This is a genomic window from Streptomyces filamentosus, from assembly GCF_014654895.1.
GTDB lineage: Bacteria > Actinomycetota > Actinomycetes > Streptomycetales > Streptomycetaceae > Streptomyces > Streptomyces filamentosus.
This window is the reverse complement of the sequence record NZ_BNBE01000003.1, coordinates 420,662-443,079: the sequence shown is the minus strand read 5'-3', so window position 1 is coordinate 443,079 and position 22,418 is coordinate 420,662. Positions and strand designations below refer to the sequence as shown.

General features: G+C 74.4%; 18 protein-coding genes. 7 read left to right on the top strand and 11 right to left on the bottom strand.

Going from position 1 to position 22,418, the window contains the following annotated elements; genetic code table 11:
* Positions 1-168 precede the first annotated feature (168 nt).
* The 3 genes from IE326_RS29440 to IE326_RS29430 all read right to left on the bottom strand — a co-directional run bounded on the left by IE326_RS29440 (position 169) and on the right by IE326_RS29430 (position 7,467).
* Positions 169-1,629 (bottom strand): glutamate synthase subunit beta, encoded by a 1,461-nt coding sequence (locus tag IE326_RS29440; protein WP_150227684.1) that lies wholly within the window; start codon positions 1,627-1,629, stop codon positions 169-171.
* Positions 1,622-6,193, bottom strand: a complete 4,572-nt coding sequence (gene gltB / locus IE326_RS29435) for a glutamate synthase large subunit (protein WP_150227685.1) — start codon at positions 6,191-6,193, stop codon at positions 1,622-1,624. The genes IE326_RS29440 and gltB overlap by 8 nt, the downstream gene beginning before the upstream one ends.
* A gap of 545 nt (positions 6,194-6,738) precedes the next feature.
* A complete protein-coding gene (locus tag IE326_RS29430; protein ID WP_150227686.1) occupies positions 6,739-7,467 on the bottom strand; it encodes a VIT1/CCC1 transporter family protein in 729 nt (242 codons plus the stop codon).
* A 279-nt stretch (positions 7,468-7,746) separates the two neighbouring features.
* Here IE326_RS29430 and IE326_RS29425 point away from each other — a divergent pair, with 279 nt between their 5' ends.
* From IE326_RS29425 to IE326_RS29395, 7 genes are all read left to right on the top strand, one after another.
* Positions 7,747-8,739, top strand: a complete 993-nt coding sequence (locus IE326_RS29425; RefSeq protein ID WP_190043775.1) for an ADP-ribosylglycohydrolase family protein — start codon at positions 7,747-7,749, stop codon at positions 8,737-8,739.
* 134 nt (positions 8,740-8,873) lie between these two features.
* Positions 8,874-10,343 (top strand): ADP-ribosylglycohydrolase family protein, encoded by a 1,470-nt coding sequence (locus IE326_RS29420; RefSeq protein WP_373310352.1) that lies wholly within the window; start codon positions 8,874-8,876, stop codon positions 10,341-10,343.
* Positions 10,324-11,475, top strand: coding sequence for an ADP-ribosylglycohydrolase family protein (locus IE326_RS29415; RefSeq protein ID WP_190043774.1), 1,152 nt, complete (start codon positions 10,324-10,326; stop codon positions 11,473-11,475). The genes IE326_RS29420 and IE326_RS29415 overlap by 20 nt, the downstream gene beginning before the upstream one ends.
* On the top strand, positions 11,472-12,869 hold the full coding sequence (locus IE326_RS29410; protein WP_150227690.1) for an ADP-ribosylglycohydrolase family protein: 1,398 nt from the start codon (positions 11,472-11,474) through the stop codon (positions 12,867-12,869). Before IE326_RS29415 ends, IE326_RS29410 begins: the two co-directional genes overlap by 4 nt.
* Entirely contained in the window at positions 12,866-13,786 is a 921-nt protein-coding gene (gene rbsK, locus IE326_RS29405) for a ribokinase (RefSeq protein WP_150227691.1), read from the top strand. Before IE326_RS29410 ends, rbsK begins: the two co-directional genes overlap by 4 nt.
* The gene (locus tag IE326_RS29400) at positions 13,783-14,985 is read left to right on the top strand and encodes a CaiB/BaiF CoA transferase family protein (protein ID WP_150227692.1); all 1,203 of its coding nucleotides are present in this window, start codon (positions 13,783-13,785) and stop codon (positions 14,983-14,985) included. The genes rbsK and IE326_RS29400 overlap by 4 nt, the downstream gene beginning before the upstream one ends.
* Positions 14,982-15,818 (top strand): HpcH/HpaI aldolase/citrate lyase family protein, encoded by an 837-nt coding sequence (locus IE326_RS29395; protein WP_150227693.1) that lies wholly within the window; start codon positions 14,982-14,984, stop codon positions 15,816-15,818. The genes IE326_RS29400 and IE326_RS29395 overlap by 4 nt, the downstream gene beginning before the upstream one ends.
* An 80-nt stretch (positions 15,819-15,898) precedes the next feature.
* Here the strand turns inward: IE326_RS29395 and lgt are convergent, their stop codons facing one another.
* From lgt to IE326_RS29355, 8 genes are all read right to left on the bottom strand, one after another.
* A complete protein-coding gene (lgt, locus tag IE326_RS29390) occupies positions 15,899-16,918 on the bottom strand; it encodes a prolipoprotein diacylglyceryl transferase (protein WP_190043773.1) in 1,020 nt (339 codons plus the stop codon).
* A 79-nt stretch (positions 16,919-16,997) separates the two neighbouring features.
* Positions 16,998-17,819 carry a DsbA family protein gene (locus IE326_RS29385; RefSeq protein ID WP_150227695.1) on the bottom strand — a complete coding sequence of 274 codons (822 nt, stop codon included), beginning with the start codon at positions 17,817-17,819 and terminating at the stop codon, positions 16,998-17,000.
* A 77-nt stretch (positions 17,820-17,896) separates the two neighbouring features.
* On the bottom strand, positions 17,897-18,715 hold the full coding sequence (gene trpA / locus IE326_RS29380) for a tryptophan synthase subunit alpha (RefSeq protein ID WP_150227696.1): 819 nt from the start codon (positions 18,713-18,715) through the stop codon (positions 17,897-17,899).
* The gene (trpB, locus tag IE326_RS29375) at positions 18,712-19,950 is read right to left on the bottom strand and encodes a tryptophan synthase subunit beta (protein WP_150227697.1); all 1,239 of its coding nucleotides are present in this window, start codon (positions 19,948-19,950) and stop codon (positions 18,712-18,714) included. Before trpB ends, trpA begins: the two co-directional genes overlap by 4 nt.
* A 328-nt stretch (positions 19,951-20,278) precedes the next feature.
* The gene (trpM, locus tag IE326_RS29370; RefSeq protein WP_229915793.1) at positions 20,279-20,515 is read right to left on the bottom strand and encodes a tryptophan biosynthesis modulator TrpM; all 237 of its coding nucleotides are present in this window, start codon (positions 20,513-20,515) and stop codon (positions 20,279-20,281) included.
* A 7-nt stretch (positions 20,516-20,522) separates the two neighbouring features.
* Positions 20,523-21,332, bottom strand: a complete 810-nt coding sequence (gene trpC / locus IE326_RS29365; protein WP_190043772.1) for an indole-3-glycerol phosphate synthase TrpC — start codon at positions 21,330-21,332, stop codon at positions 20,523-20,525.
* A gap of 130 nt (positions 21,333-21,462) precedes the next feature.
* Complete coding sequence (locus tag IE326_RS29360) at positions 21,463-21,999, bottom strand: DUF2752 domain-containing protein (RefSeq protein WP_190043771.1); 537 nt, start codon at positions 21,997-21,999, stop codon at positions 21,463-21,465.
* A gap of 114 nt (positions 22,000-22,113) precedes the next feature.
* On the bottom strand, positions 22,114-22,368 hold the full coding sequence (locus tag IE326_RS29355; protein WP_190043770.1) for an HGxxPAAW family protein: 255 nt from the start codon (positions 22,366-22,368) through the stop codon (positions 22,114-22,116).
* Between the last annotated feature and the right edge of the window lie 50 nt (positions 22,369-22,418).

The window sequence follows — 22,418 nt, the reverse complement described above, 5'->3', positions numbered from 1 at the left end:
CCCCTTTCCCTCCCGGAATCATGGTCGTTCGGGGCGGGCGGGGGAAGTGGGGGGTGCGGGCGCGGCCGGGCCGGGAGCACGGCGACGCCCGCCCCTGGGTCCTTGGTCGGGGACGGGGCGGGCGTCGTTCGGTTCCGTACGCCGTTGTACGGGACGTTCGGGGGTGCGTCAGACCAGCAGGGACCGGTCCGTCGGGCGGATCGGGGCCGGCAGGGCGCTGGCACCGGTCAGGTAGCGGTCCACGCCGCGGGCGGCGGAGCGGCCCTCGGCGATGGCCCAGACGATCAGCGACTGGCCGCGGCCGGCGTCGCCTGCGACGTACACGCCGTCGACGTTGGTGGCGAAGTCCGCGTCGCGGGCGATGTTGCCCCGCTCGTCGAGCTCGACGCCGAACTGCGCGACCAGGCCGTTGGCGACGTCCGTGCCGGTGAAGCCCATGGCGAGGGTGACCAGCTGGGCGGGGATCTTCCGCTCGGTGCCCGGCTTCTGGGTCAGCTTGCCGTCGACGAACTCGACCTCGATGAGGTGGAGGAACTGGACGTTGCCGTCCTCGTCGCCCTCGAAGTGGGTGGTGGAGACGGAGTAGACCCGCTCGCCGCCCTCCTCGTGCGCCGAGGTGACCTTGTACAGCATGGGGAAGGTCGGCCAGGGCTGGTTGGCGTTCCTCTCCTCGCCCGGCTTCGGCATGATCTCCAGCTGGGTGACGGAGGCCGCGCCCTGGCGGTGGGCGGTGCCGACGCAGTCGGCGCCGGTGTCGCCGCCGCCGATGACGACGACGTGCTTGCCCTCGGCGGTGATCGGCGAGGCCACGAAGTCGCCCTCGACCACCTTGTTGGCGAGCGGCAGGTACTCCATCGCCTGGTGGATGCCCGCCAGCTCGCGGCCCGGCACGGGCAGGTCGCGGGCGGTGGTGGCGCCGGCGGCGACCACGACCGCGTCGAACCGCTTGCGCAGGTCGGTGGCGGTGATGTCGCGGCCGACCTCGACGCCGGTGCGGAACTTGGTGCCCTCCGCGCGCATCTGCTCGATGCGGCGGTTGATGTGCCGCTTCTCCATCTTGAACTCGGGGATGCCGTAGCGCAGCAGGCCGCCGATGCGGTCGGCGCGCTCGTACACGACCACGGTGTGGCCGGCCCGGGTCAGCTGCTGGGCGGCGGCGAGGCCGGCCGGGCCGGAGCCGATGACGGCGACGGTCTTGCCGGAGAGCCGCTCGGGGATCTGCGGCTTGACGTCGCCCCCGTCCCACGCCTTGTCGATGATGGAGACTTCGACGTTCTTGATGGTGACGGCCGGCTGGTTGATGCCGAGCACGCACGCCGACTCGCACGGAGCCGGGCACAGGCGGCCGGTGAACTCCGGGAAGTTGTTGGTGGCGTGGAGGCGCTCGGACGCGGCCGACCAGTCCTCGCGGTAGGCGTAGTCGTTCCACTCGGGGATCAGGTTCCCGAGCGGGCAGCCGTTGTGGCAGAACGGGATGCCGCAGTCCATGCAGCGGCCGGCCTGCTTGCTGATGATCGGCAGCAGGGAGCCGGGGACGTAGACCTCGTTCCAGTCGCGGACGCGCTCCGCGACGGGGCGGGTCTCGGCGACCTCGCGGCCGGTGGTGAGGAAGCCCTTCGGGTCAGCCATGGGTCGCCGCCTCCATCATCTTCTCGGTGGTCTCCCGCTCGGAGAGACCGGCGAGCTCAGCGGCGTCCTTGGCGGCGAGCACTGCCTTGTACGTGGTCGGGATGATCTTGCTGAAGCGGCTCACCGCCGCGTCCCAGTCGGCCAGGAGCTTCTCGGCCACGGTGGAGCCGGTCTCCTCCTGGTGGCGGCGCACGACGTCGTGCAGCCACGCTGCGTCGGTCTCCGACAGGGCTTCGACCGCGCCCCGGTTGCCGGGGTTGACGTTGTCGGGGTCGAGGTCGACGACGTAGGCGACGCCACCGGACATGCCCGCCGCGAAGTTGCGGCCGGTCTCGCCGAGGACGACGGCGGTGCCGCCGGTCATGTACTCGCAGCCGTGGTCGCCCACGCCCTCGGAGACGACCAGGGCGCCGGAGTTGCGGACGCAGAAGCGCTCGCCGGTGCGGCCGCGCAGGAAGAGCTCGCCGCCGGTGGCTCCGTACGCGATGGTGTTGCCCGCGATGGTGGAGTACTCGGCCAGGTGGTCGGCGCCCCGGTCCGGGCGGACGATCACGCGGCCGCCGGAGAGGCCCTTGCCGACGAAGTCGTTGGCGTCGCCCTCCAGGCGGAGGGTGACACCGGCCGGCAGGAAGGCGCCGAAGGACTGGCCGGCGGAGCCGGTGAAGGTGAGGTCGATGGTGTCGGCCGGGAGGCCGGCGCCGCCGAACTTCTTCGTCACCTGGTGGCCGAGCATGGTGCCGACCGTGCGGTTGATGTTGCGGATCGCGACCTGGGCGCGGACCGGCTGGGCCTCCTCGGCGGAGGCCGCGTTCAGGGCCTCGGCGGCGAGCTGGATCAGCTCGTTGTCGAGGGCCTTCTCCAGGCCGTGGTCCTGCTCGACCAGGGCGTGGCGGACCGCGCCCTCGGGCAGCTCCGGCACGTAGAAGAGCGGCTCCAGGTCCAGGCCCTGCGCCTTCCAGTGCGTGACCGCGCGGCTGGTGTCGAGGAGCTCGGCGTGGCCGACGGCCTCCTCGACGGTGCGGAAGCCCAGCTCGGCGAGGAGCTCGCGGACCTCCTGCGCGATGAACTCGAAGAAGTTGACGACGTACTCGGCCTTGCCGGAGAAGCGGTCGCGCAGGACCGGGTTCTGGGTGGCGATGCCGACCGGGCAGGTGTCGAGGTGGCAGACGCGCATCATGACGCAGCCGGAGACGACGAGCGGCGCGGTCGCGAAGCCGAACTCCTCGGCGCCGAGCAGCGCGGCGATGACGACGTCGCGGCCGGTCTTCAGCTGGCCGTCGGTCTGGACGACGATGCGGTCGCGCAGGCCGTTGAGCAGCAGGGTCTGCTGGGTCTCGGCGAGGCCGAGCTCCCAGGGGCCGCCCGCGTGCTTCAGCGAGGTCAGCGGGGAGGCACCGGTGCCGCCGTCGTGGCCGGAGATGAGGACCACGTCCGCGTGCGCCTTGGAGACGCCCGCGGCGACCGTGCCGACGCCGACCTCGGAGACCAGCTTCACGTGGATGCGGGCCGCCGGGTTGGCGTTCTTGAGGTCGTGGATCAGCTGCGCCAGGTCCTCGATGGAGTAGATGTCGTGGTGCGGCGGCGGCGAGATGAGGCCGACGCCGGGCGTCGAGTGACGCGTCTTGGCGACCCACGGGTAGACCTTGTGGCCGGGCAGCTGGCCGCCCTCGCCGGGCTTGGCGCCCTGGGCCATCTTGATCTGGATGTCGTCGGCGTTGACCAGGTACTCGGAGGTGACGCCGAAGCGGCCGGAGGCGACCTGCTTGATCGAGGAGCGGCGCGCCGGGTCGTACAGGCGCTCCGGGTCCTCGCCGCCCTCACCGGTGTTCGACTTGCCGCCGAGCTGGTTCATGGCGATGGCGAGGGTCTCGTGCGCCTCCTGCGAGATGGAGCCGTACGACATGGCGCCGGTGGAGAAGCGCTTGACGATCTCGGAGACCGGCTCGACCTCGTCGAGGGGGATCGACGGGCGGTCGGAGGCGAAGCCGAACAGGCCGCGGAGCGTCATGAGGCGCTCGGACTGCTCGTTGACCCGGTCCGTGTACTTCTTGAAGATGTCGTACCGCTTGTTCCGCGTGGCGTGCTGGAGGCGGAAGACGGTCTCCGGGTCGAAGAGGTGCGGCTCGCCCTCGCGGCGCCACTGGTACTCGCCGCCGATCTCCAGGGCGCGGTGCGCGGAGGCGATGCCGGTGGCGGGGTACGCCTTGGCGTGGCGGGCGGCGACCTCCTTGGCGACGACGTCCAGGCCGGCGCCGCCGATCTTGGTGGCGGTGCCGTGGAAGTAGCGGCCGACGAACTCCTCGTCGAGGCCGACGGCCTCGAAGACCTGGGCGCCGCGGTAGGAGGCGACGGTGGAGATGCCCATCTTCGACATGACCTTGAGGACGCCCTTGCCGAGGGCGTATATCAGGTTGCGGATGGCCTGCTCGGGCTCGATGTCCGACAGGAAGGTGCCGGCGCGGAGCAGGTCCTCGACGGACTCCATGGCCAGGTACGGGTTGACCGCCGCGGCGCCGTAGCCGATGAGCAGGGCGACGTGGTGGACCTCGCGGACGTCGCCGGCCTCGACGAGGAGGCCCACCTTGGTGCGCTGCTTGGTGCGGATGAGGTGGTGGTGGACGGCCGCGGTGAGCAGCAGCGACGGGATCGGCGCGTGCTCGGCGTCGGAGTGCCGGTCGGAGAGGACGATCAGGCGGGCGCCGCCCTCGATGGCGGTGTCGGCCTCGGCGCAGATGGCGTCGATGCGGGCGGCCAGGGCCTCGCCGCCGCCGGAGACCCGGTAGAGGCCGGAGAGGGTGACGGCCTTCATGCCGGGCATGTCGCCGTCGTGGTTGATGTGGATGAGCTTGGCCAGCTCGTCGTTGTCGATCACCGGGAAGGGCAGGGTGACGCTGCGACAGGAGGCCGCGGTCGGGTCGAGCAGGTTGCCCTGGGGGCCGAGCGAGGAGCGCAGCGAGGTGACGAGCTCTTCACGGATGGCGTCCAGCGGCGGGTTGGTGACCTGCGCGAACAGCTGGGTGAAGTAGTCGAAGAGCAGCCGGGGGCGCTGGGAGAGGGCCGCGATGGGCGAGTCGGTGCCCATGGAGCCGATCGGCTCGGCGGCGGTGCGGGCCATCGGGGCGAGGAGGACGCGGAGCTCCTCCTCGGTGTAGCCGAAGGTCTGCTGGCGGCGGGTGACCGAGGCGTGGGTGTGCACGATGTGCTCGCGCTCGGGGAGGTCGGAGAGCTCGATCTCCCCGGTCTCCAGCCACTCGGCGTAGGGGTGCTCGGCGGCGAGGGCGGCCTTGATCTCGTCGTCCTCGATGATGCGGTGCTCGACGGTGTCGACGAGGAACATCTTGCCGGGCTGGAGGCGGCCCTTGCGGACGACCTTGCCGGGGTCGATGTCGAGGACGCCGACCTCGGAGGAGAGGACGACGAGGCCCTCGTCGGTGACCCAGTAGCGGCCGGGGCGCAGGCCGTTGCGGTCGAGGACCGCGCCGACCTGGACGCCGTCGGTGAAGGTGACGCAGGCGGGGCCGTCCCAGGGCTCCATCATCGTGGAGTGGTACTGGTAGAAGGCGTGCCGGGCCGGGTCCATGGAGTCGTGGTTCTCCCACGCCTCGGGGACCATCATCAGGACCGCGTGCGGCAGCGAGCGGCCGCCGAGGTGGAGCAGCTCCAGGACCTCGTCGAAGGAGGCGGTGTCGGAGGCGTCCGGGGTGCAGACCGGGAAGATCCGGTCCAGGCCGCGGCCGGCCCTGCTCTCGCCGAAGACGTCGCCGGCGAGCTGGGCCTCGCGGGCGGTCATCCAGTTGCGGTTGCCCTTGACCGTGTTGATCTCGCCGTTGTGGGCGACGAAGCGGTACGGGTGGGCGAGCGGCCAGCTCGGGAAGGTGTTGGTGGAGAACCGGGAGTGGACGAGGGCGATGGCGGAGGCCAGGCGCCGGTCCGACAGGTCCGGGAAGAAGGGCTCCAGCTGACCGGTGGTGAGCATGCCCTTGTAGACGATCGTGCGGGCGGAGAGCGACGGGAAGTACGTCGCGGCCTCGCGCTCGGCGCGCTTGCGCAGCACGAACGCCTTGCGGTCCAGCGCGATGCCGGTGGTCTCGCCGTCGGTGACGAAGAGCTGGCGGAAGGCCGGCATGGTGGAGCGGGCGGTGGCGCCGAGCAGGCCGGGGGCGACGGGGACCTCGCGCCAGCCGAGGACGGTGAGGCCCTCGTCGGCGGCGATGGCCTCGATCGCGGCGACGGTCTCGTCGGCGGCGTCGACGGGGAGGAAGGCGGTGCCCACGGCGTACGCGCCGGCCTCGGGCAGCTCGAAGCCGGCGACCTCGCGGAAGAAGGCGTCCGGGATCTGGAGGAGGATGCCGGCGCCGTCACCGGAGTCGGGCTCGGAGCCGGTGGCGCCGCGGTGTTCGAGATTGCGCAGTACGGTCAGCGCCTGCTCGACCAGTGCGTGGCTGGCCACACCGGTGAGGGTGGCCACGAACCCGACGCCGCAGGCGTCGTGCTCGTTGCGGGGGTCGTACATGCCCTGGGGGGCGGGGCGACCGTCCATGGGCGACCAGGCGTCGGAACGCATCGGCTCTCCCGTCGTCGTCGTGGCATATGGAGCTGCCGAGGGACGACGTTGGCCCTCCGCGAAAGCTGGAGCAGGTTACATGATGGAGGGCTTCTCGCCTATCGGATAGCTCATTCCAGCATGCGGACACCTCCGACACGGAGCGGTGGTGCGCGTTCACCTGTTTCTTCGGGGGTGCGGGGGCGGCGACGACATCGTGACCGCTCCGCGGGGGACGGAACCGAGGGGCCCGTCTCAGCAGGGCTTCATTGCCCCACGACGCTCCTGCCTCATTCCCGGGGGTCACGAGTTCGAAACCGCTGGGTAACCGGCTAGATATGTGGCGTCCTGCATAGTGTCTCACCGCCGCGGGGATTGGGAACAGGGATATACGTCACAGCGAGAATGGGCCCTTTGCTCCGAAAAGTCATCCCGAAAAGCCCGAGAAGTCCCTTGTGGGGACCTCTCGGGCTTCTGCGGTGGTACGGATTCCGTTGTTCCCGTTGCACGGGAGCGCGGGTTCCTCCGCGCGGCGGCGTCCGGGGGGCCGGAAGCCCCCGCCGGGGCTAGAGGGCCGCCCCGAAGAGCATGCCGAGGCCGTACGTGACGGCCGCCGCGGCACCGCCGAGCACCAGCTGGCGCAGGCCGCTGAAGAGCCAGCCGCGGGCGGTGACCCGGGCGACCAGCGCGCCGCAGGCGAAGAGCCCGAGGAGCGCGAGCAGCACGGCGGGCCAGAGCGCGGTCGCGCCGAGCAGGTACGGCAGCAGCGGCAGCAGGGCGCCGAGCGCGAAGGAGGCGAAGGACGAGACGGCGGCGACGGCCGGCGACGGCAGGTCGTCGGGGTCGATGCCGAGCTCCTCGCGGGCGTGGATCTCCAGCGCCTGCTCGGGGTCCTTCGACAGCTGCATGGCGACCTCGCGGGCGAGCGCGGGCTCGACGCCCCGGGAGACGTAGAGGGCGGCCAGCTCCTCCATCTCGTCGATCGGGTGCTTGCGCAACTGGCGGCGCTCCACGTCCAGTTCGGCCTGGACGAGCTCGCGCTGCGAGGCGACGGAGGTGTACTCGCCCGCGGCCATGGAGAAGGCTCCGGCCGCGAGTCCGGCGAGGCCGGTGACGACGATCGTCTGCGAGGAGACCGAGCCGCCGGCGACGCCGGTCATCAGGGCCAGGTTGGAGACCAGTCCGTCCATCGCGCCGAAGACCGCCGGCCGCAGCCAACCGCCGTTCACGTCGCGGTGGGTGTGGTTGTCGCGGTGGGCCTCGTGCAGTGGTGCCTGGGCTTCGATGATGGACATGGTTCTCCCCTCGTTCCGGCGGGCCGGGTCGCACCCGCCGCCCCCAACACCCTCGAAAATACGCCCGATGTAAGGGTCGCGCCAGCAAGGCAGGCCGTACTTACTAAGGCCTCCCTCAGTGTGGTGAGGCTTACTTGACGAGGCGTCAGCGTTTTTCGTCCCGCGGGCGGACGGGTGACAGAAGGCGTCCGTCGGCGAGTCGCCGCCCCGCCGTGGCACAGATCCAGGCGAAGGGGTACCGCCGAAGAGGTGCCCGCACCGAGGAAGGGGCGCGACAGGGTGACCACGACCTGCGACACCAGGGAACGGGCGAGGGGGGCGCTCCTCGGCCTCGCCGTCGGCGACGCGCTCGGCGCCCCCGCCGAGAACATGAAACCGTCCGAGATCCGCCGCCGGTGGGGCCGGATCGAGGGCTTCCTGACGGACCGCCCGGCCGGCACGGACGACACCGAGTACGCGATCTTCTCCGCGCTGCTCCTCGCCCGGCACGGCTCCGCGCTCACCGTCGAGCACGTCGAACGGGCCTGGCACCACTGGATCGCCGACCTCGACGAGGGCCCGTTCCGCGGCGCCGGCTTCTCGGAGCGCGGCACCCTGGAGAACCTCCGGCGGGGCCTGGCCGCCCCCATCTCCGCCCAGCACCGGCACGCGTGGTCGGACGGCCTGGCCATGCGGGCCGCCCCCTTCGGCGTCTTCGCGGCCGGCTGCCCCGAGGAGGCGGCCCGCCTCGTCGCGATCGACGGCAGCGTCAGCCACGAGGGCGAGGGCATCTACGGCGGCCAGGCGGTCGCGGCGGGCGTCGCGGCGGCGATGTCCGGCGCGACCGTCACGTCCGTGATCGCGGCGGCCCTCTCGGTGATCCCCATGGACTCCTGGACGGCCCGCTCCCTGCGCCGCGCGGTGGTCGCCGCGCAGCGCGTCCAGCCGGACCCGCTCACCCGCGAACGCCAGGTCCGCTCCGCGGTCGTCATCGGCGGCTACCCCTGGACCGACCTGGCCCCGGAAGCCGTCGGCCTCGCCTTCGGCGCCTTCGCGGCGGCCCGCGGCGACTTCCGCACGGCGGTCCTGACGGCCGTCAACATGGGCCGCGACGCCGACACGACCGCGGCGGTCGCCGGCGCGCTGGCCGGCGCGGCGGGCGGCCTCGGGTCCATCCCCGCCGCATGGGCCTCCGCCATCGCCCCCGTCACCGGCAGCTGCCTCCCCTCCATGCGCGGCCACCACGTCCTGGAAGTGGCCGACCTCCTCACCCAGGAGACCCCCCTCCCATGAGCGCCCCCACCACCGACCCCGCCCCCACGCCCTCCGCCGGGCCCGCACCCCTCGCACCCACGGCGTACGCGGGGCCCGCGCCCACCCCGCCCGGAGCGTCCCCCGCGCAGACGGCCGCCGCGCCCCCGACACCCATGGCGCCCCCCGCTCCCCCGGCGCCCGCCGCACCCCTCACGCCCGCGCCCGCGGCGTCCGCCGGGCCCTCCGCCCTGGCACCCACGACGCCGACCGCACCTCCCGCCCCGGCCGCCCCCGCCGTGGGCGGGCGTTCCGCAGGGCGGGACGGGTGGACGCAGCCCCCGGTGCCGGGCACCGCCCCCGCGAGCGCCGCCCCGCCGGACCTCCCGCCGGCGCCGGGCGCCACCACCCGCACCACCGTCGTGGCACCGGGCACCGCCACCCCGGCTCCGGACGCCCCGCCCCGCACCACCGTCCCGGCACCGGACGGCACCACGCCCCGTACCGGACGCGACAAGATCGAGGGGCTCCTCCTGGGGCTCGCCGCGGGCGACGCCGCGGGGTGGCCCGCCGCGCGGCACCGTGCCGCGCGGATGCCGGAGTGGACCCGCCGCCTCACCCGCGAGCTCGACACCTTCGCGGAGCAGAACGCGACGACGACCCTCCCCGTGCCGATCGCCCTGAACCAGCCCCCCGAGCCGCTCCGGCTCGGCCCCTCCGACGACGCCGAGTGGGCGGCGTTCACGGCGGAGGCGGTGCTCGCCGCCGCCGGTCCCCTCTTCGCCGCCCTGCCCCCGGAGCGCCGGCTCCGCGCCGCCGTGGACCTCGCCTGGAACCACCTCGCGGGCCAGGTCGCCGCCGCCGCCGACCGCGCGCCGGAGATCGAGTCCGCCGTCCTCCCCCTCCGCGCCCGCATCTCGGTCCGGGCGGGCCTCGGCAACCTCGCCACCGGGCTGCGCCCGCCCGCCACCGGTCACGACAACCCGCACTACTTCGACGACGCCGCCTGCGTCCGCGCCGCCGTCCTGGCGACGGTCCACCCGGGCGACCCGCGCGCCGCCGCCGGACTCGCCGAGTTCGACGCCCGGTACACCCAGGACGGGGACGGCGTGCACGGCGCCCGCGCGACGGCGGCGGCCGTCGCCGCGGCGCTCGGCGGCGCGGACCCGGACGCCGCGGTCGAGGCCGCGCTCGCCGAACTCCCGCCCTCCACGGAGATCGGCCGCAACGCCCGGCACGCCGTGGAGCTGGCCCGTGCCGCGGACTCCGCCTTCGCACTGGTCCCGCTCCTGGAGCACCAGATCGTCGACCACGTCTACAGCTACGGCATCGCCGCCGCCGAGACCGTCCCGGTCGCCCTCGCGCTGACCGTCGCCGCGCGCGGCGCGATGACGGCCGCGGTCCCGGCGGCGGCCTGCCTGTCCCGGGTCGCCGATTCCGCGCCCGCCCTGGCCGGCGCGCTCACCGGCGCGCTGGGCGGCGGCCGTTCGGTCCCGGCGAGCTGGCGGGACGCCTGCCGGACGCTGTCGGGCTGCGCGCTCCCCCGGCTCGCCGGGACGGACCTGGTGGAACTCGCCGGGCTGCTGGGAGCCACGGAACCGGCGCCCCCAGGTGGACAATTCAGACATGACACCCACACTGGATGACCGGATCACCGGAAGTCTCCTCGGTGCCGCCGTGGGCGACGCCCTCGGCGGCCCCGTGGAGGGGTACACCCCCGAGCAGATCGCCGAACGCCACGGCGGCCGCGTCACCGGCGTCGTCGGCCCCTGGAACGGCGACGCCTGGCGCACCGCCCGCCCCATCGCCCCGTACCACAAGGGCGACGGGCACGTCACCGACGACACCCTGATGACCCATGCCCTGATCCGGGTGTACGAGAAGGTCCGCGGCCACCTCGACGCGTACGCCGTCGCCGACCACCTCGTCCCCGAACTCATGGGCTCCCCCGTGTGGATCCCGGAGCTGGAGGCGGAGGCCCTGCCGCTCCAGCGGATCTTCCTCGCCGAGAAGTGGCTCGTCGCCCGCCTCCACTACGGGCACCACGACCCGCGCGAGGCCGGCACCGGGAACATCGTCAACTGCGGCGCCGCGATGTACATGGCCCCGGTCGGCCTGGTCAACGCCGCCGACCCGCACGGCGCCTACGCCGAGGCCCTCGACGTGGCGGGCGCCCACCAGTCCTCGTACGGCCGGGAGGCCGCGGGCGTCTTCGCCGCGGCCGTCGCGGCGGCCTGCGTCCCCGGCGCGACCCCGCGCACGGTCGTCGACACCGCCCTCGCCCTCGCGAAGGACGGCACCCGCGCCGCGATCGAGGCCGTCGCCGAAGTCGCCGAACGGCACCGGGACTTCGAGTCCGCCCTCGTACCGCTGCGCCGGGCGGTCGCCCCGTACGACTCCGTCGGCGCCGACTACCGCAACCCCGGCCTCGGCGCCCGCCGCCCCTCCCGCCTGCACTCCATCGAGGAGCTGCCGATCGCGCTGGGCATGCTCCTGGTCGGCGAGGGCGACTACCGGCGCACGGTGCTCGGCGCGGTCAACTACGGCCGCGACTGCGACTCCATCGCCACCATGGCGGGCGCGGTCGCGGGCGCCCTGCACGGGGAGGCGGCCGTCCCCGCCGACTGGGCGAAGCGCGTCGCCGAGGCCAGCCGCCTCGACCTGCACGCCCCGGCGCGGGCCCTGGCCGCCGTGGCCGACGAGGTCTTCGCCCGCGACACGGCCCGCCACCGCGCCCACGAGGCCGCCCGCGCCGCCCTGACGGAAGCGGCCCGGTGACGACCACCGCCCCGGCCCCCGGCCCCGCCCCCGTCCGGCTCACCTGGGTGCAGCCCGAGGACCTCGTCGGGCACGAGCTGCGGCAGGCCGCCGAGGACGGGCGGGACGCGCGGCGGATCGCGGCGCGCTGGTACGCCGCCGGCGGTCCCCCGGCACCGCCCGCCGCGGGCGCCTCGTCCGCCGCCCGGCCCGAACTGCGGGCCCTCGCCGAGGAACTGCTCGACGCCCTCGCCGCCCTCCCCCGCCCGCGCGCCGACGACGAGCCGACCGGGCTCGACGCGATCGTCGCCGCCTGCCCCGACTGGCCCGCCCCGGCCCCGGGGGCCGGCGCGGACCCCGCCCTGCGCGACCGGCTGCACGCCGCCTGGCTCGGCCGGGCCGCCGGGTGCCTGCTCGGGAAGCCCGTGGAGAAGCTGCCGCTGGCCGCGATCCGGGCCCTGGCCCGGGCCGCCGGGAACTGGCCGCTCGACGACTGGTTCACCGCGCGCGGGGTGCCGCCCGAGCTGCTGGCCGCACACCCGTGGAACCGCCGCTCCGCCGCCACCTCGCTCGCCGAGACCATCGACGGGATGCCCGAGGACGACGACCTCAACTACCCGCTCCTCGGCCTGCTGCTGCTCCGCCGCCACGGCCGCTCCTTCACCACCGCCGACGTGGCGCGCCTCTGGCTCGACGAGCTGCCCGCCGGCCGTGCCTTCACCGCCGAGCGGATCGCCTACCGCAACCTCCTCGACGGCGTCGAGCCGCCGCTGACCGCCGTCCGCCGCAACCCCTTCCGGGAGTGGATCGGCGCCCAGATCAGGGCCGACGTCCACGGCTGGACCCGCCCCGGCGACCCGGCCGGGGCCGCCGCCCAGGCCCACCGGGACGCGGTCCTCAGCCACACCGGGAACGGCGTGTACGGCGCCCTGTTCGTCGCCGCGACCGTCGCCGCCGCGGCGGGCGGCGGGGCCGACGTCCACGGGGCGCTGGCGGCCGGCCTCTCCGTCGTCCCGCCCCGCTCGCGGCTGGCCGAGGCGGTCCGGTACGGCATCGCCACCGCGCGCGCCGTCCCCGGCCTCGACACGGTCGTGGACCGGCTGCACGCCCGGTACGGCGGGTACCACTGGGTGCATGCCGTGCCGAACGCCGCGCTGCTCGCCGCCGCCCTCACCCACGCCGACGGCGACTTCACCCGCTCGATCTGCGCGGCCGTCTCCGGCGGCTGGGACACCGACTCCAACGGCGCCACCGCCGGCTCGGTCGCCGGTCTCCTCGCCGGGCACCCGGACCGGCTCCCGGACCGCTGGACCTCACCCCTGAAGAACCGGCTCGCGACCTCGGTGCCGTCCTTCGACGGCACCGGCTTCGACGCCCTCGCCGACCTGACCCGTCTGGAGGCGGTACGCCCATGACCCGCATCGTGGTGTTCGGCAGCACCAACATGGACCTGGTGGCCTACGCGAGAAGGGCCCCGGCGCGCGGCGAGACCGTCGCCGGGCACGCGTTCCGCACGATCCCCGGCGGCAAGGGCGCCAACCAGGCGGTCGCCGCGGCCCGCGCGGGCGGCGAGGTCGCCCTCGTCGGCGCCGTCGGCTCGGACGACTTCGGCTACCGGCTGCGCGACACGCTGGAACACTGCTCCGTCGACACCGACCTGCTCCGCACCGTCGAGGGGCCGTCCGGCACCGCGCACATCGTGGTGGACGACGAGGGCGGCAACTCCATCGTCGTGGTCCCCGGAGCCAACGGCACCGTCACCTCCCTCAGCCACGGCGACGAGGCCCTGATCACCGGCGCCGACCTGCTCCTCCTCCAGCTCGAACTCCCCCTCTCCGCCGTCGTCGACGCCGCCGCGCACGCCCGGCGACACGGCGTGCGGACCGTCCTCACCCCGGCCCCCGCCCAGCCGCTCCCGCCCGAACTCTTCGACGCCACCGACCTGTTGGTGCCCAACGAGCACGAGGCCGCCGTCCTCACCGGCCGCGTCGACCCGCACGCCGCCGCGCTCGCCCTCCTCGACGTCGTCCCCGAGGTGGTCGTCACCCTCGGCGCGGCCGGCTGCCTGTACGCGGCGCGCGGCGCGGACCTGCTCGCCGTGCCCGCCCCCCGGGTGCGGGCCGTCGACACCACCGCCGCCGGCGACACCTTCGTCGGCGCCCTCGCCGTCGCCCTCGGCGAGGGCCGCCCCGTGCCGGACGCCCTGGCCTGGGCGAGCGCCGCCGCCGCCCTGTCCGTCCGGCGCGAGGGCGCCTCGACCTCGATGCCGTACCGCGCCGAGATCGAGGCGGCCCTCGGCACTTCCGAGCCCCTGGAGGCGGATCCCGCATGACCACCACCGCTCCCGCGCCGCCCCTGGCGGGGCTGCGCGTCCTCGACCTGGCGACGCTCTTCGCCGGACCGCTGGCCGCGATGATGCTCGGCGACTTCGGCGCCGACGTCGTGAAGGTCGAGCACCCCCGCAAGCCGGACCCGTCCCGGGGCCACGGCCCCGCCAAGGACGGGATCGGCCTGTGGTGGAAGGTCCTCGGCCGCAACAAGCGGACCGTCACCCTCGACCTGTCCGTCCCCGGCGGGCGGGACGCCCTGCTGCGGCTGGCCGCCGACGCCGACGTGATCGTGGAGAACTTCCGCCCCGGCACCCTGGAGCGCTGGGGCCTGGGCTGGGAGGAGCTGTCCGCGGTCAACCCCCGGCTCGTGCTGGCCCGGGTCACCGGCTTCGGCCAGTTCGGCCCGTACGCCCGCCGTCCCGGCTTCGGCACCCTCGCCGAGGCGATGAGCGGCTTCGCGGCGATCACCGGCGAGCCGGACGGCCCGCCGACCCTGCCGCCCTTCGGCCTCGCCGACTCGATCGCCGCCCTCGCCACCGCGTACGCGGTGATGACGGCGCTCACCGCGCGGGCGACGACCGGCCACGGCCAGGTCGTCGACATGGCCATCATCGAGCCGATGCTCTCCGTCGTCGGCCCCCACCCCCTCTGGTACGACCAGCTCGGCTACGTCCAGCCGCGCACCGGCAACCGCTCCCGCAACAACGCCCCCCGCAACACCTACCGGACCTCCGACGGCTCCTGGGTGGCCGTCTCCACCTCGGCGCAGTCCATCGCCGAGCGGGTGATGCGGCTGGTGGACCGCCCCGAGCTGATCGACGAGCCGTGGTTCGCCGACGGCACCGGGCGGGCAGCGCACGCCGACGTCCTCGACGAGGCCGTCGGCTCGTGGATCGCCCGGCACACCCGCGAGGAGGCGATGGCCGCCTTCGAGAAGGCGGAGGCGGCGATCGCCCCGGTCTACGACGTCCGGGACGTCCTCGACGACCCCCAGTTCCGGGCGCTGGGCACGGTCACCGAGGTCCCCGATCCGGAGCTGGGCCCGATCCGCATGCAGAACGTGCTCTTCCGGCTCTCCGACACCCCGGGCGGGATCCGCTGGGCCGGCCGCCCGCACGGCGCCGACACCGACGAGGTCCTGACGGCGGCCGGCCTCACCCCCGCCGAGATCGCCGGCCTGCGCGCCCAGGGGGCGGTATGAGCCTCCCCGGCGCGGGGAACGGCCGGCCGCGCCGCGGCCCGCTCCCCCTGACCTGGCTGTACGCCCCCGGGGACCGCCCCGAGGTGGTCCGCAAGGCGCTCGGCTCCGGCGCCGACGTGGTCATCGTGGACCTGGAGGACGCGGTCGCCCCCGACCGCAAGGCGTACGCCCTCGACGCCACCGCGGAGCTGCTCTCCGACACCCATCCGGTGCCGGTGCACGTCCGCATCCACACCCCGCTCGACATCCCCGTCCTGGCCTCCCTCCCCGGCCTCGGCGGTCTCCGTCTCCCCAAGGTGACGCACGCCTCCGACATCCACCGGATCAACGAGCTGGCGCCCGGCCTCCCGCTCTACCCGCTCCTGGAGAACGCCCTGGCGGTGGAGCAGGCGTACGCCATCGCCACCGCGCACCCGGCGGTCCGGGGCCTCTGCCTCGGCGAGGCCGACCTCCGCGCCGACCTGGGGGTGCGGGAGGACAGCGGGCTCGACTGGCCGCGCAGCCGGATCGTGGTGGCGGCCCGCGCCGCCTCGCTGCCGCCGCCGGTGCAGTCGGTCCACCCGGACATCGGGGACCTGGAGGCGCTCGCCGCGGGCTGCGCCCGGGGCCGGGCCCTGGGCTTCCTGGGCCGGGCGGCGATCCACCCCCGGCAGCTGCCGGTCATCGCGCGGGCCTATCTGCCGACCCCGCAGGAGGTCGACGCGGCCCGCGCGGTGGTGGAGGCGGCCGAGGCCGACCGGGGGGCGCTGGCCCTGGCGGACGGCCGGTTCGTGGACGCGGCGGTGGTGGCGGGCGCCCACCGGGTCCTCGCCCTGGCGGAGCGCACCGTCTGACCCGGCCGCGGCCGGGCACGCGCGAGGGCCGCCGGAACCTCCTCGGTCCCGGCGGCCCTCGTCCGCGTGCGGGGGCGGTGTCAGCCCTTGGCGGCCGATCCCGCGCCGTTCCCGGACCCGGCGTTCTCGGCCTCGGTCCCGGCGTTCCCGGAGTCCGTACCGGCGGGGTCCGCGTCCTCGGCGTCCGCGCCGTCGGCCTTCGCGTCCGCCCCGGCGTCCTCGTCGGCCCCGGTCTTCGCGGCGTCCTCGGGGTCGTCCGTCTCCCCCGCCGTGTCCACGGCCTTCCGGGAGCGCGGCTCCACGGTCTCCTCGCGGCCCGGGCGGACTCGCGCCGAGACCACCAGGTAGACCACGGCGAGCAGGAAGACGACGATCGCGGTCCACACGTTGAGGCGGAGGCCCAGGATGTGGTGGGCCTCGTCGACGCGCATGTACTCGATCCAGACGCGGCCCGCGCAGTAGGCGGCCACGTACAGGGCGAAGGCGCGGCCGTGGCCGAGCTTGAAGCGGCGGTCGGCCCAGATGACCAGGAGGGCGACGCCGACGCACCAGAGCGACTCGTAGAGGAAGGTCGGGTGGTAGAGCCCGGCCTCGCGGTTGGCGCTCTCGGTGATCTTCAGCGCCCACGGCAGGTCGGTCGGCCTGCCGTACAGCTCCTGGTTGAACCAGTTGCCCCAGCGGCCGATGGCCTGGGCGAGGGCGATGCCGGGGGCGATGGCGTCCGCGTACGCGGGCAGCGGGATGCCCCGGCGGCGGCAGCCGATCCAGGCGCCGACGGCGCCGAAGGCGATGGCCCCCCAGATGCCGAGGCCGCCCTCCCAGATCTTGAAGGCGTCGACCCAGTCCTCACCCTCGCTGAAGTACAGCTGGTAGTCGGTGATGACGTGGTAGAGGCGGCCGCCGACGAGGCCGAAGGGCACCGCCCAGACGGCGATGTCGGCCACGGTGCCGGCGGTGCCGCCCCGGGCGATCCAGCGCTTGTTGCCGAGCCAGACGGCGACGAAGACACCGAGAATGATGCAGAAGGCATAGCCGCGCAGCGGGATCGGTCCGAGGTGGATCACGCCGGTCGACGGGCTGGGAATGTAGGCAAGGTCCATGGCAGGTCCGACGCTACCCTGCCGGACGGGCGGACCGGCAGCCCGCCCGGCAACTTCTGGGTAACTAACGGCGGGGCGGCTACCCGGCCGAGGGGGAGGCCGTGCCCGGTTCCTTGCCCTTGTTGGCCTCCGCGACCCACTTCTTCAGGTTCTCGGGCGAGATCTGCTCGGAGCCCTTGGTCGGGAAGATCGATTCTCCGTTGAGCAGGACGGAGGGGGTGCCGCGGAAGCCGCCGGCCTGGAACGCCTCGTTGGACTTCCCGACCCAGCCGTCGTGGGTGCCGTCCTGGACGCAGGAGCGGAACGAGGGGGTGTCGAGGCCGGGGACCTTGGCCGCCAGCTCGATCAGCTTGTCGTTCTTGCCGAAGGCGTCGTCGGTCTCCGGCGGCTGGTTGCTGTAGAGCGTGTCGTGGTACGCGGTGAACTTGCCGGCGTCCTGGGCGCAGGCCGCCGCGTTCGCCGCGCGGAGCGAGCCGCTGCCGCCCATGTTGCCGTCGATGAGGGTGGCGAGGTGGTACTCGGCCTTGAGGGCGCCGGACGCCTCCAGCTCGTGGACGGTGTCCCGCATCACCGTCTCGAACTGGGCGCAGGCGGGGCAGCGGAAGTCCTCCCAGATCTGGAGGGTGGACGGGGCGTCCGGCTTCCCGGTGGGGATGGCCGGCTTGTCGCCCCCGATCGCGCCGGCGGGGGCGACGACGGGGCCCGCCTTGCCCGAGTCGCCGTCCTTGTCGCTGTTGGCGGCGATCACGCCGACGACGGCGGCGAGGCCGAGGACCCCGACCACCCCCGCCGTCACGATCAGGACCCGCCGCTGCCTCTCGCGGGCCTTCTCGCGCTCGCGCTGCTGCTGAAGGCGCTCCCGCGCGCTCTTGTTGCTACCGTCACGGTTCTTCTCGCTCACGCCCACAGCAACGAACCGGGGAGGCGCCTGCGCGCCTCCCCGGTCCCATGTCCACCCGAACGGGCTACGTCGGGCGGTCAGCCGCGGCGGACGCCGTCCGCCAGTTCGGCCGCCAGCCCCTTCACGGCGGCGAGCCCGGCGGCCTCGTCGCCGTCCGCGTCGAGGATCCGCTGGACGAAGGCCGAGCCGACGATCACGCCGTCGGCGAAGGAGGCGACCTCCCGGGCCTGGGCCGCGTCGGAGACGCCGAGGCCGACGCAGACCGGGATCTTCGCGGTGACCCGGGTGCGGCGGACCAGGTCGGCGGCCTGCTCGCCGACCGAGACGCGGGTGCCGGTGACGCCCATGAGGGAGGCGGCGTAGACGAAGCCGGAGCCGGCCGCCGTGATGGTGGCGAGCCGCTCGTCCCTGCTGCTGGGGGCGACGACGAAGACGGTGGCGAGACCGTGCGCGTCGGCGTGCTCCCGCCACAGGGCGGACTCCTGGACGGGCAGGTCGGGCAGGATGCAGCCCGCGCCGCCGGCCTCGGCCAGCTCCCGGACGAAGCGCTCGACGCCGTACCGGTCGATCGGGTTCCAGTAGGTCATGACGAGGACCGGCTTGCCGGTGGCCTCGTGGGCCTCCTTCACCGTCCGCATGACGTCGGCGATCTTCACGCCGCCGCGCAGGGCGATGTCGTCGGCGGTCTGGATGACGGGGCCGTCCAGGACCGGGTCGCTGTGCGGGAGGCCGACCTCGACGACGTCGGCGCCGCCGTCGAAGACGGCCTTGATCGCCTTGATGCCGCCGTCCACGGTCGGGAAGCCCGCCGGGAGGTACGCGATGAGCGCGGCCCGGTCCTCGGCCTTCGCGCGCTCCAGGGTGTCGGCGAGCAGCTGGATGTTTCCGGTGGTCACTTCGAGCCCTCCCCGTCGTACAGCCCGAAGTAGCGGGCGGCCGTGTCCATGTCCTTGTCGCCGCGGCCGGAGAGGTTCACGACGAGGAGCGCGTCCTTGCCGAGCTCCTTGCCGACCTCCAGGGCCCCGGCGAGGGCGTGCGCCGACTCGATGGCCGGGATGATGCCCTCGGTGCGGGAGAGCAGCCGCAGGGCCTGCATGGCCTGGTCGTCGGTGACGGCGCGGTACTCGCCGCGGCCGCTGTCCTTGAGGTACGCGTGCTCCGGGCCGATGCCGGGGTAGTCGAGGCCCGCCGAGATCGAGTACGGCTCGGTGATCTGGCCCTCCTCGTCCTGGAGGACGTACGACCGGGAGCCGTGCAGGATGCCGGGCTCGCCGGCGGTGAGGGTGGCCGCGTGCTCGCCGGTCTCGACGCCGTGGCCGGCCGGCTCGCAGCCGATCAGCCGGACGCCGGCGTCGGGCAGGAAGGCGTGGAAGAGGCCGATGGCGTTGGAGCCGCCGCCGACGCAGGCGATCGCCGCGTCGGGGAGGCGGCCGGCGCGCTCCAGGAGCTGGCGGCGGGCCTCGACGCCGATGACCCGGTGGAAGTCGCGGACCATCGCCGGGAAGGGGTGCGGTCCGGCGACCGTGCCGAAGAGGTAGTGCGTCCGGTCCACGTTGGCGACCCAGTCGCGGAACGCCTCGTTGATGGCGTCCTTGAGGGTGCGGCTGCCGGACTTCACGGCGACGACCTCGGCGCCGAGCATCCGCATCCGGGCCACGTTGAGGGCCTGGCGCTGGGTGTCGACCTCGCCCATGTAGATGGTGCAGTCGAGGCCGAAGAGGGCGCAGGCGGTGGCGGTGGCGACGCCGTGCTGGCCGGCGCCGGTCTCCGCGATGACGCGGGTCTTGCCCATGCGCCGGGTGAGCAGGGCCTGCCCGAGGACGTTGTTGATCTTGTGCGAACCGGTGTGGTTCAGGTCCTCGCGCTTGAGGAAGATCCGGGCGCCGCCGGCGTGCTCGGCGAAGCGCGGCACCTCGGTGAGGGCGCTGGGGCGGCCGGTGTAGTCGGCCATCAGCTCGCCGAGCTCGCGGGCGAACTCGGGGTCGTTCTTGGCCTTCTCGTACTCGACGGCGACCTCGTCGACGGCGGCGACGAGGGCCTCGGGGATGAACTTGCCGCCGAAGGCGCCGAAGTAGCCCTCGGCCGACGGGACCTGACCCTCCGGGTCCGGGATGAAGAACTCACTGGTCATGCGGATGCTGCTCCTCGCGGGGCGATGCGATCGTGAAGGACGTGACTCGCTTCGGACGCGCGCGTTCCGGCTGCCGGCGTCCCTGTGGGCAGGCGTCCCGCAGGGAGGGACGGGTGGGCACAGGGACGGCGCCCCCCCTGCCGGGCCGGGGCTTCCGGGCCCGGACCCGCACCCGGCGGACGACGCACGCGGGGTGCGGGTCCGGACGCGGGTGCGGAGGCACCGGCGAAGGGTGCCGTTCCGCCGTGCCCGCTCGTTCCGCCCCCGGCGGAGCGACTGCCCACGACGGAGCGGCGGCGCGGGTGCGGCCCGGGGAAGGAGAGGTCCGTCAGAGGAACGCGCGCGAAAGACGGACGCGCCATCGCATGCCGGGGACCGTGCCCGGTTCGGAGCCTATGCAGTGGCGGACCCGGCGGCCGTGGACGCGGCGCGCGGGCGCCCGGCAGCCCCGGGGCCGGCAGCCCCGGGCGAGCCGGGCGTGGGCCGGCACGGCGGCCGCGCGCAGGCCGACGGGCCCGCGGGCGGTGGAGCCCGGGGCGGTCGGCACGGCGCGGCGGCGGGTCACGGCGGGGTCAGCTCCGGCCGTGGCGCAGGGCCGGGTGGGCGCCCGCGGCGACGAGGTCGGCGACGGCCGTCTTCGGGTCGCGGCCGGTGACCAGCGACTCGCCGACGAGGACCGCGTCGGCGCCGGCGTTGGCGTACGCGATCAGGTCGTGCGGGCCGCGGACGCCGGACTCGGCGACCTTGACGATGTGGTCGGGGATCTCCGGGGCGACCCGCTCGAAGGTGGAGCGGTCGACCTGGAGGGTCTTGAGGTTGCGGGCGTTGACGCCGATGATCCGGGCGCCGGCGTCGACCGCGCGCTCGACCTCCTCCTCGTCGTGGACCTCGACGAGCGGGGTGAGCCCGATGGACTCGGCGCGCTCGATGAGGGAGACGAGGGCCTCCTGCTCCAGGGCGGCGACGATGAGGAGCGCGAGGTCCGCCCCGTACGCCCTGGCCTCCCAGAGCTGGTAGGCGGTGACGATGAAGTCCTTGCGCAGGACGGGGATGTCGACCCGGGCGCGGACGGCCTCCAGGTCGGCGAGCGAGCCGCCGAAGCGGCGCTGCTCGGTGAGGACGGAGATGACGGCGGCGCCGCCCGCCTCGTAGTCGGCGGCGAGTCCGGCCGGGTCGGCGATCGCGGCGAGCGCTCCCTTGGACGGGCTGGAGCGCTTGACCTCGCAGATCACGGTGACGCCGTCGCCGCGCAGCGCGGCGACGCCGTCCTTGGCCTGCGGGGCCTTGGCGGCGCGCTCCTTGAGCTCGTCGAGGGAGACCCGCGCCTGCCGCTCTGCGAGGTCGGCGCGCACGCCTTCGATGATCTCGTCGAGCACACTCACGCGAGGGGCCCCCTTCCGGGACGGTGACGGTTCCACGGAACCTGATGAACACGGTTCAGCCATGTCGATGGTATCCGCAGCGGGGGCTCCGCTCCGCATCGAACGGCGCGGCGTCCCATCTGCTGGGACTTCAGGGGGCGAGGAAAGAGCCGAACGGAAGGTTCCGGATCACCGCGAACAGGGCGGTGAGCGCGCCGAGCGCCCACCACACGGCGGGCCTCGCCGCGAGCCTGGTCGGCGTGGAACGGACGGCGTGAACCAGCCACACCGCCATGAGGACCGCGCAGACGGCGTAACCGGCGACGGCGAGCGCGTTGGCCCCCAGGGCGCCCGCGAGGTCGCCGTGGGCGACGGCGTGGGCGCTGCGCAGGCCGCCGCAGCCGGGGCAGTACAGGCCGGTGAAGCGGAGCAGCGGGCAGACCGGGTAGTGGCCGGGCTCGTTGGGGTCGACGGCGCCGACGTAGGCGAAGGCGGCGGCGACGCCGGCGAGGGTGGCGAGCGGGGCGAACAGCCGCCGCCCGAGCGGGCGCCGCCGGAATTCCGCGGCCTCGGCCTCCCGGAGGGCCGCTTCGTGGGCCGGGCCGTGCCCGGGGCCGTGCGCCGGGCCGTGTCGCGGGGGCCAGGGGGGTGCGGGCGGGGCGTTCTGCGGCGTCGGCTCGGCGGTCACGCCGTGATTGTCGCCCGGGACGCGCGACGGCGCAGCCCGGGCGTGCCGGACTGCGCCGTTCGAGTGGTGCGCGGGTCCGCGCGGATCACGCGGCGGACCCGTGGGGGCCTGGGCTCAGGCGCGGGACCGGGCCGTGGCGCTCGCGGTCTCGCGGGCCGCGACGACGGCCTGGGATTCCTTCGGCATGCCGAGGCCGGCGACCTTCATCACGCCGCCGACGACACCGCCGAGGAGGATGACGCCGACACCGGCCCAGAAGCCGGGCACGTTCGCCGCCACCATGAAGACTCCGGCGATGCAGAAGCCGATGAAGGAGATGATGACACCGGTCCAGGCGGCCGGGGTGTGTCCGTGGGCGCTGCCCGCCATGAGTTGCTCCTCGTAGATGTTGCTGTGGTGACGTCGAAGTCGACGGCTGC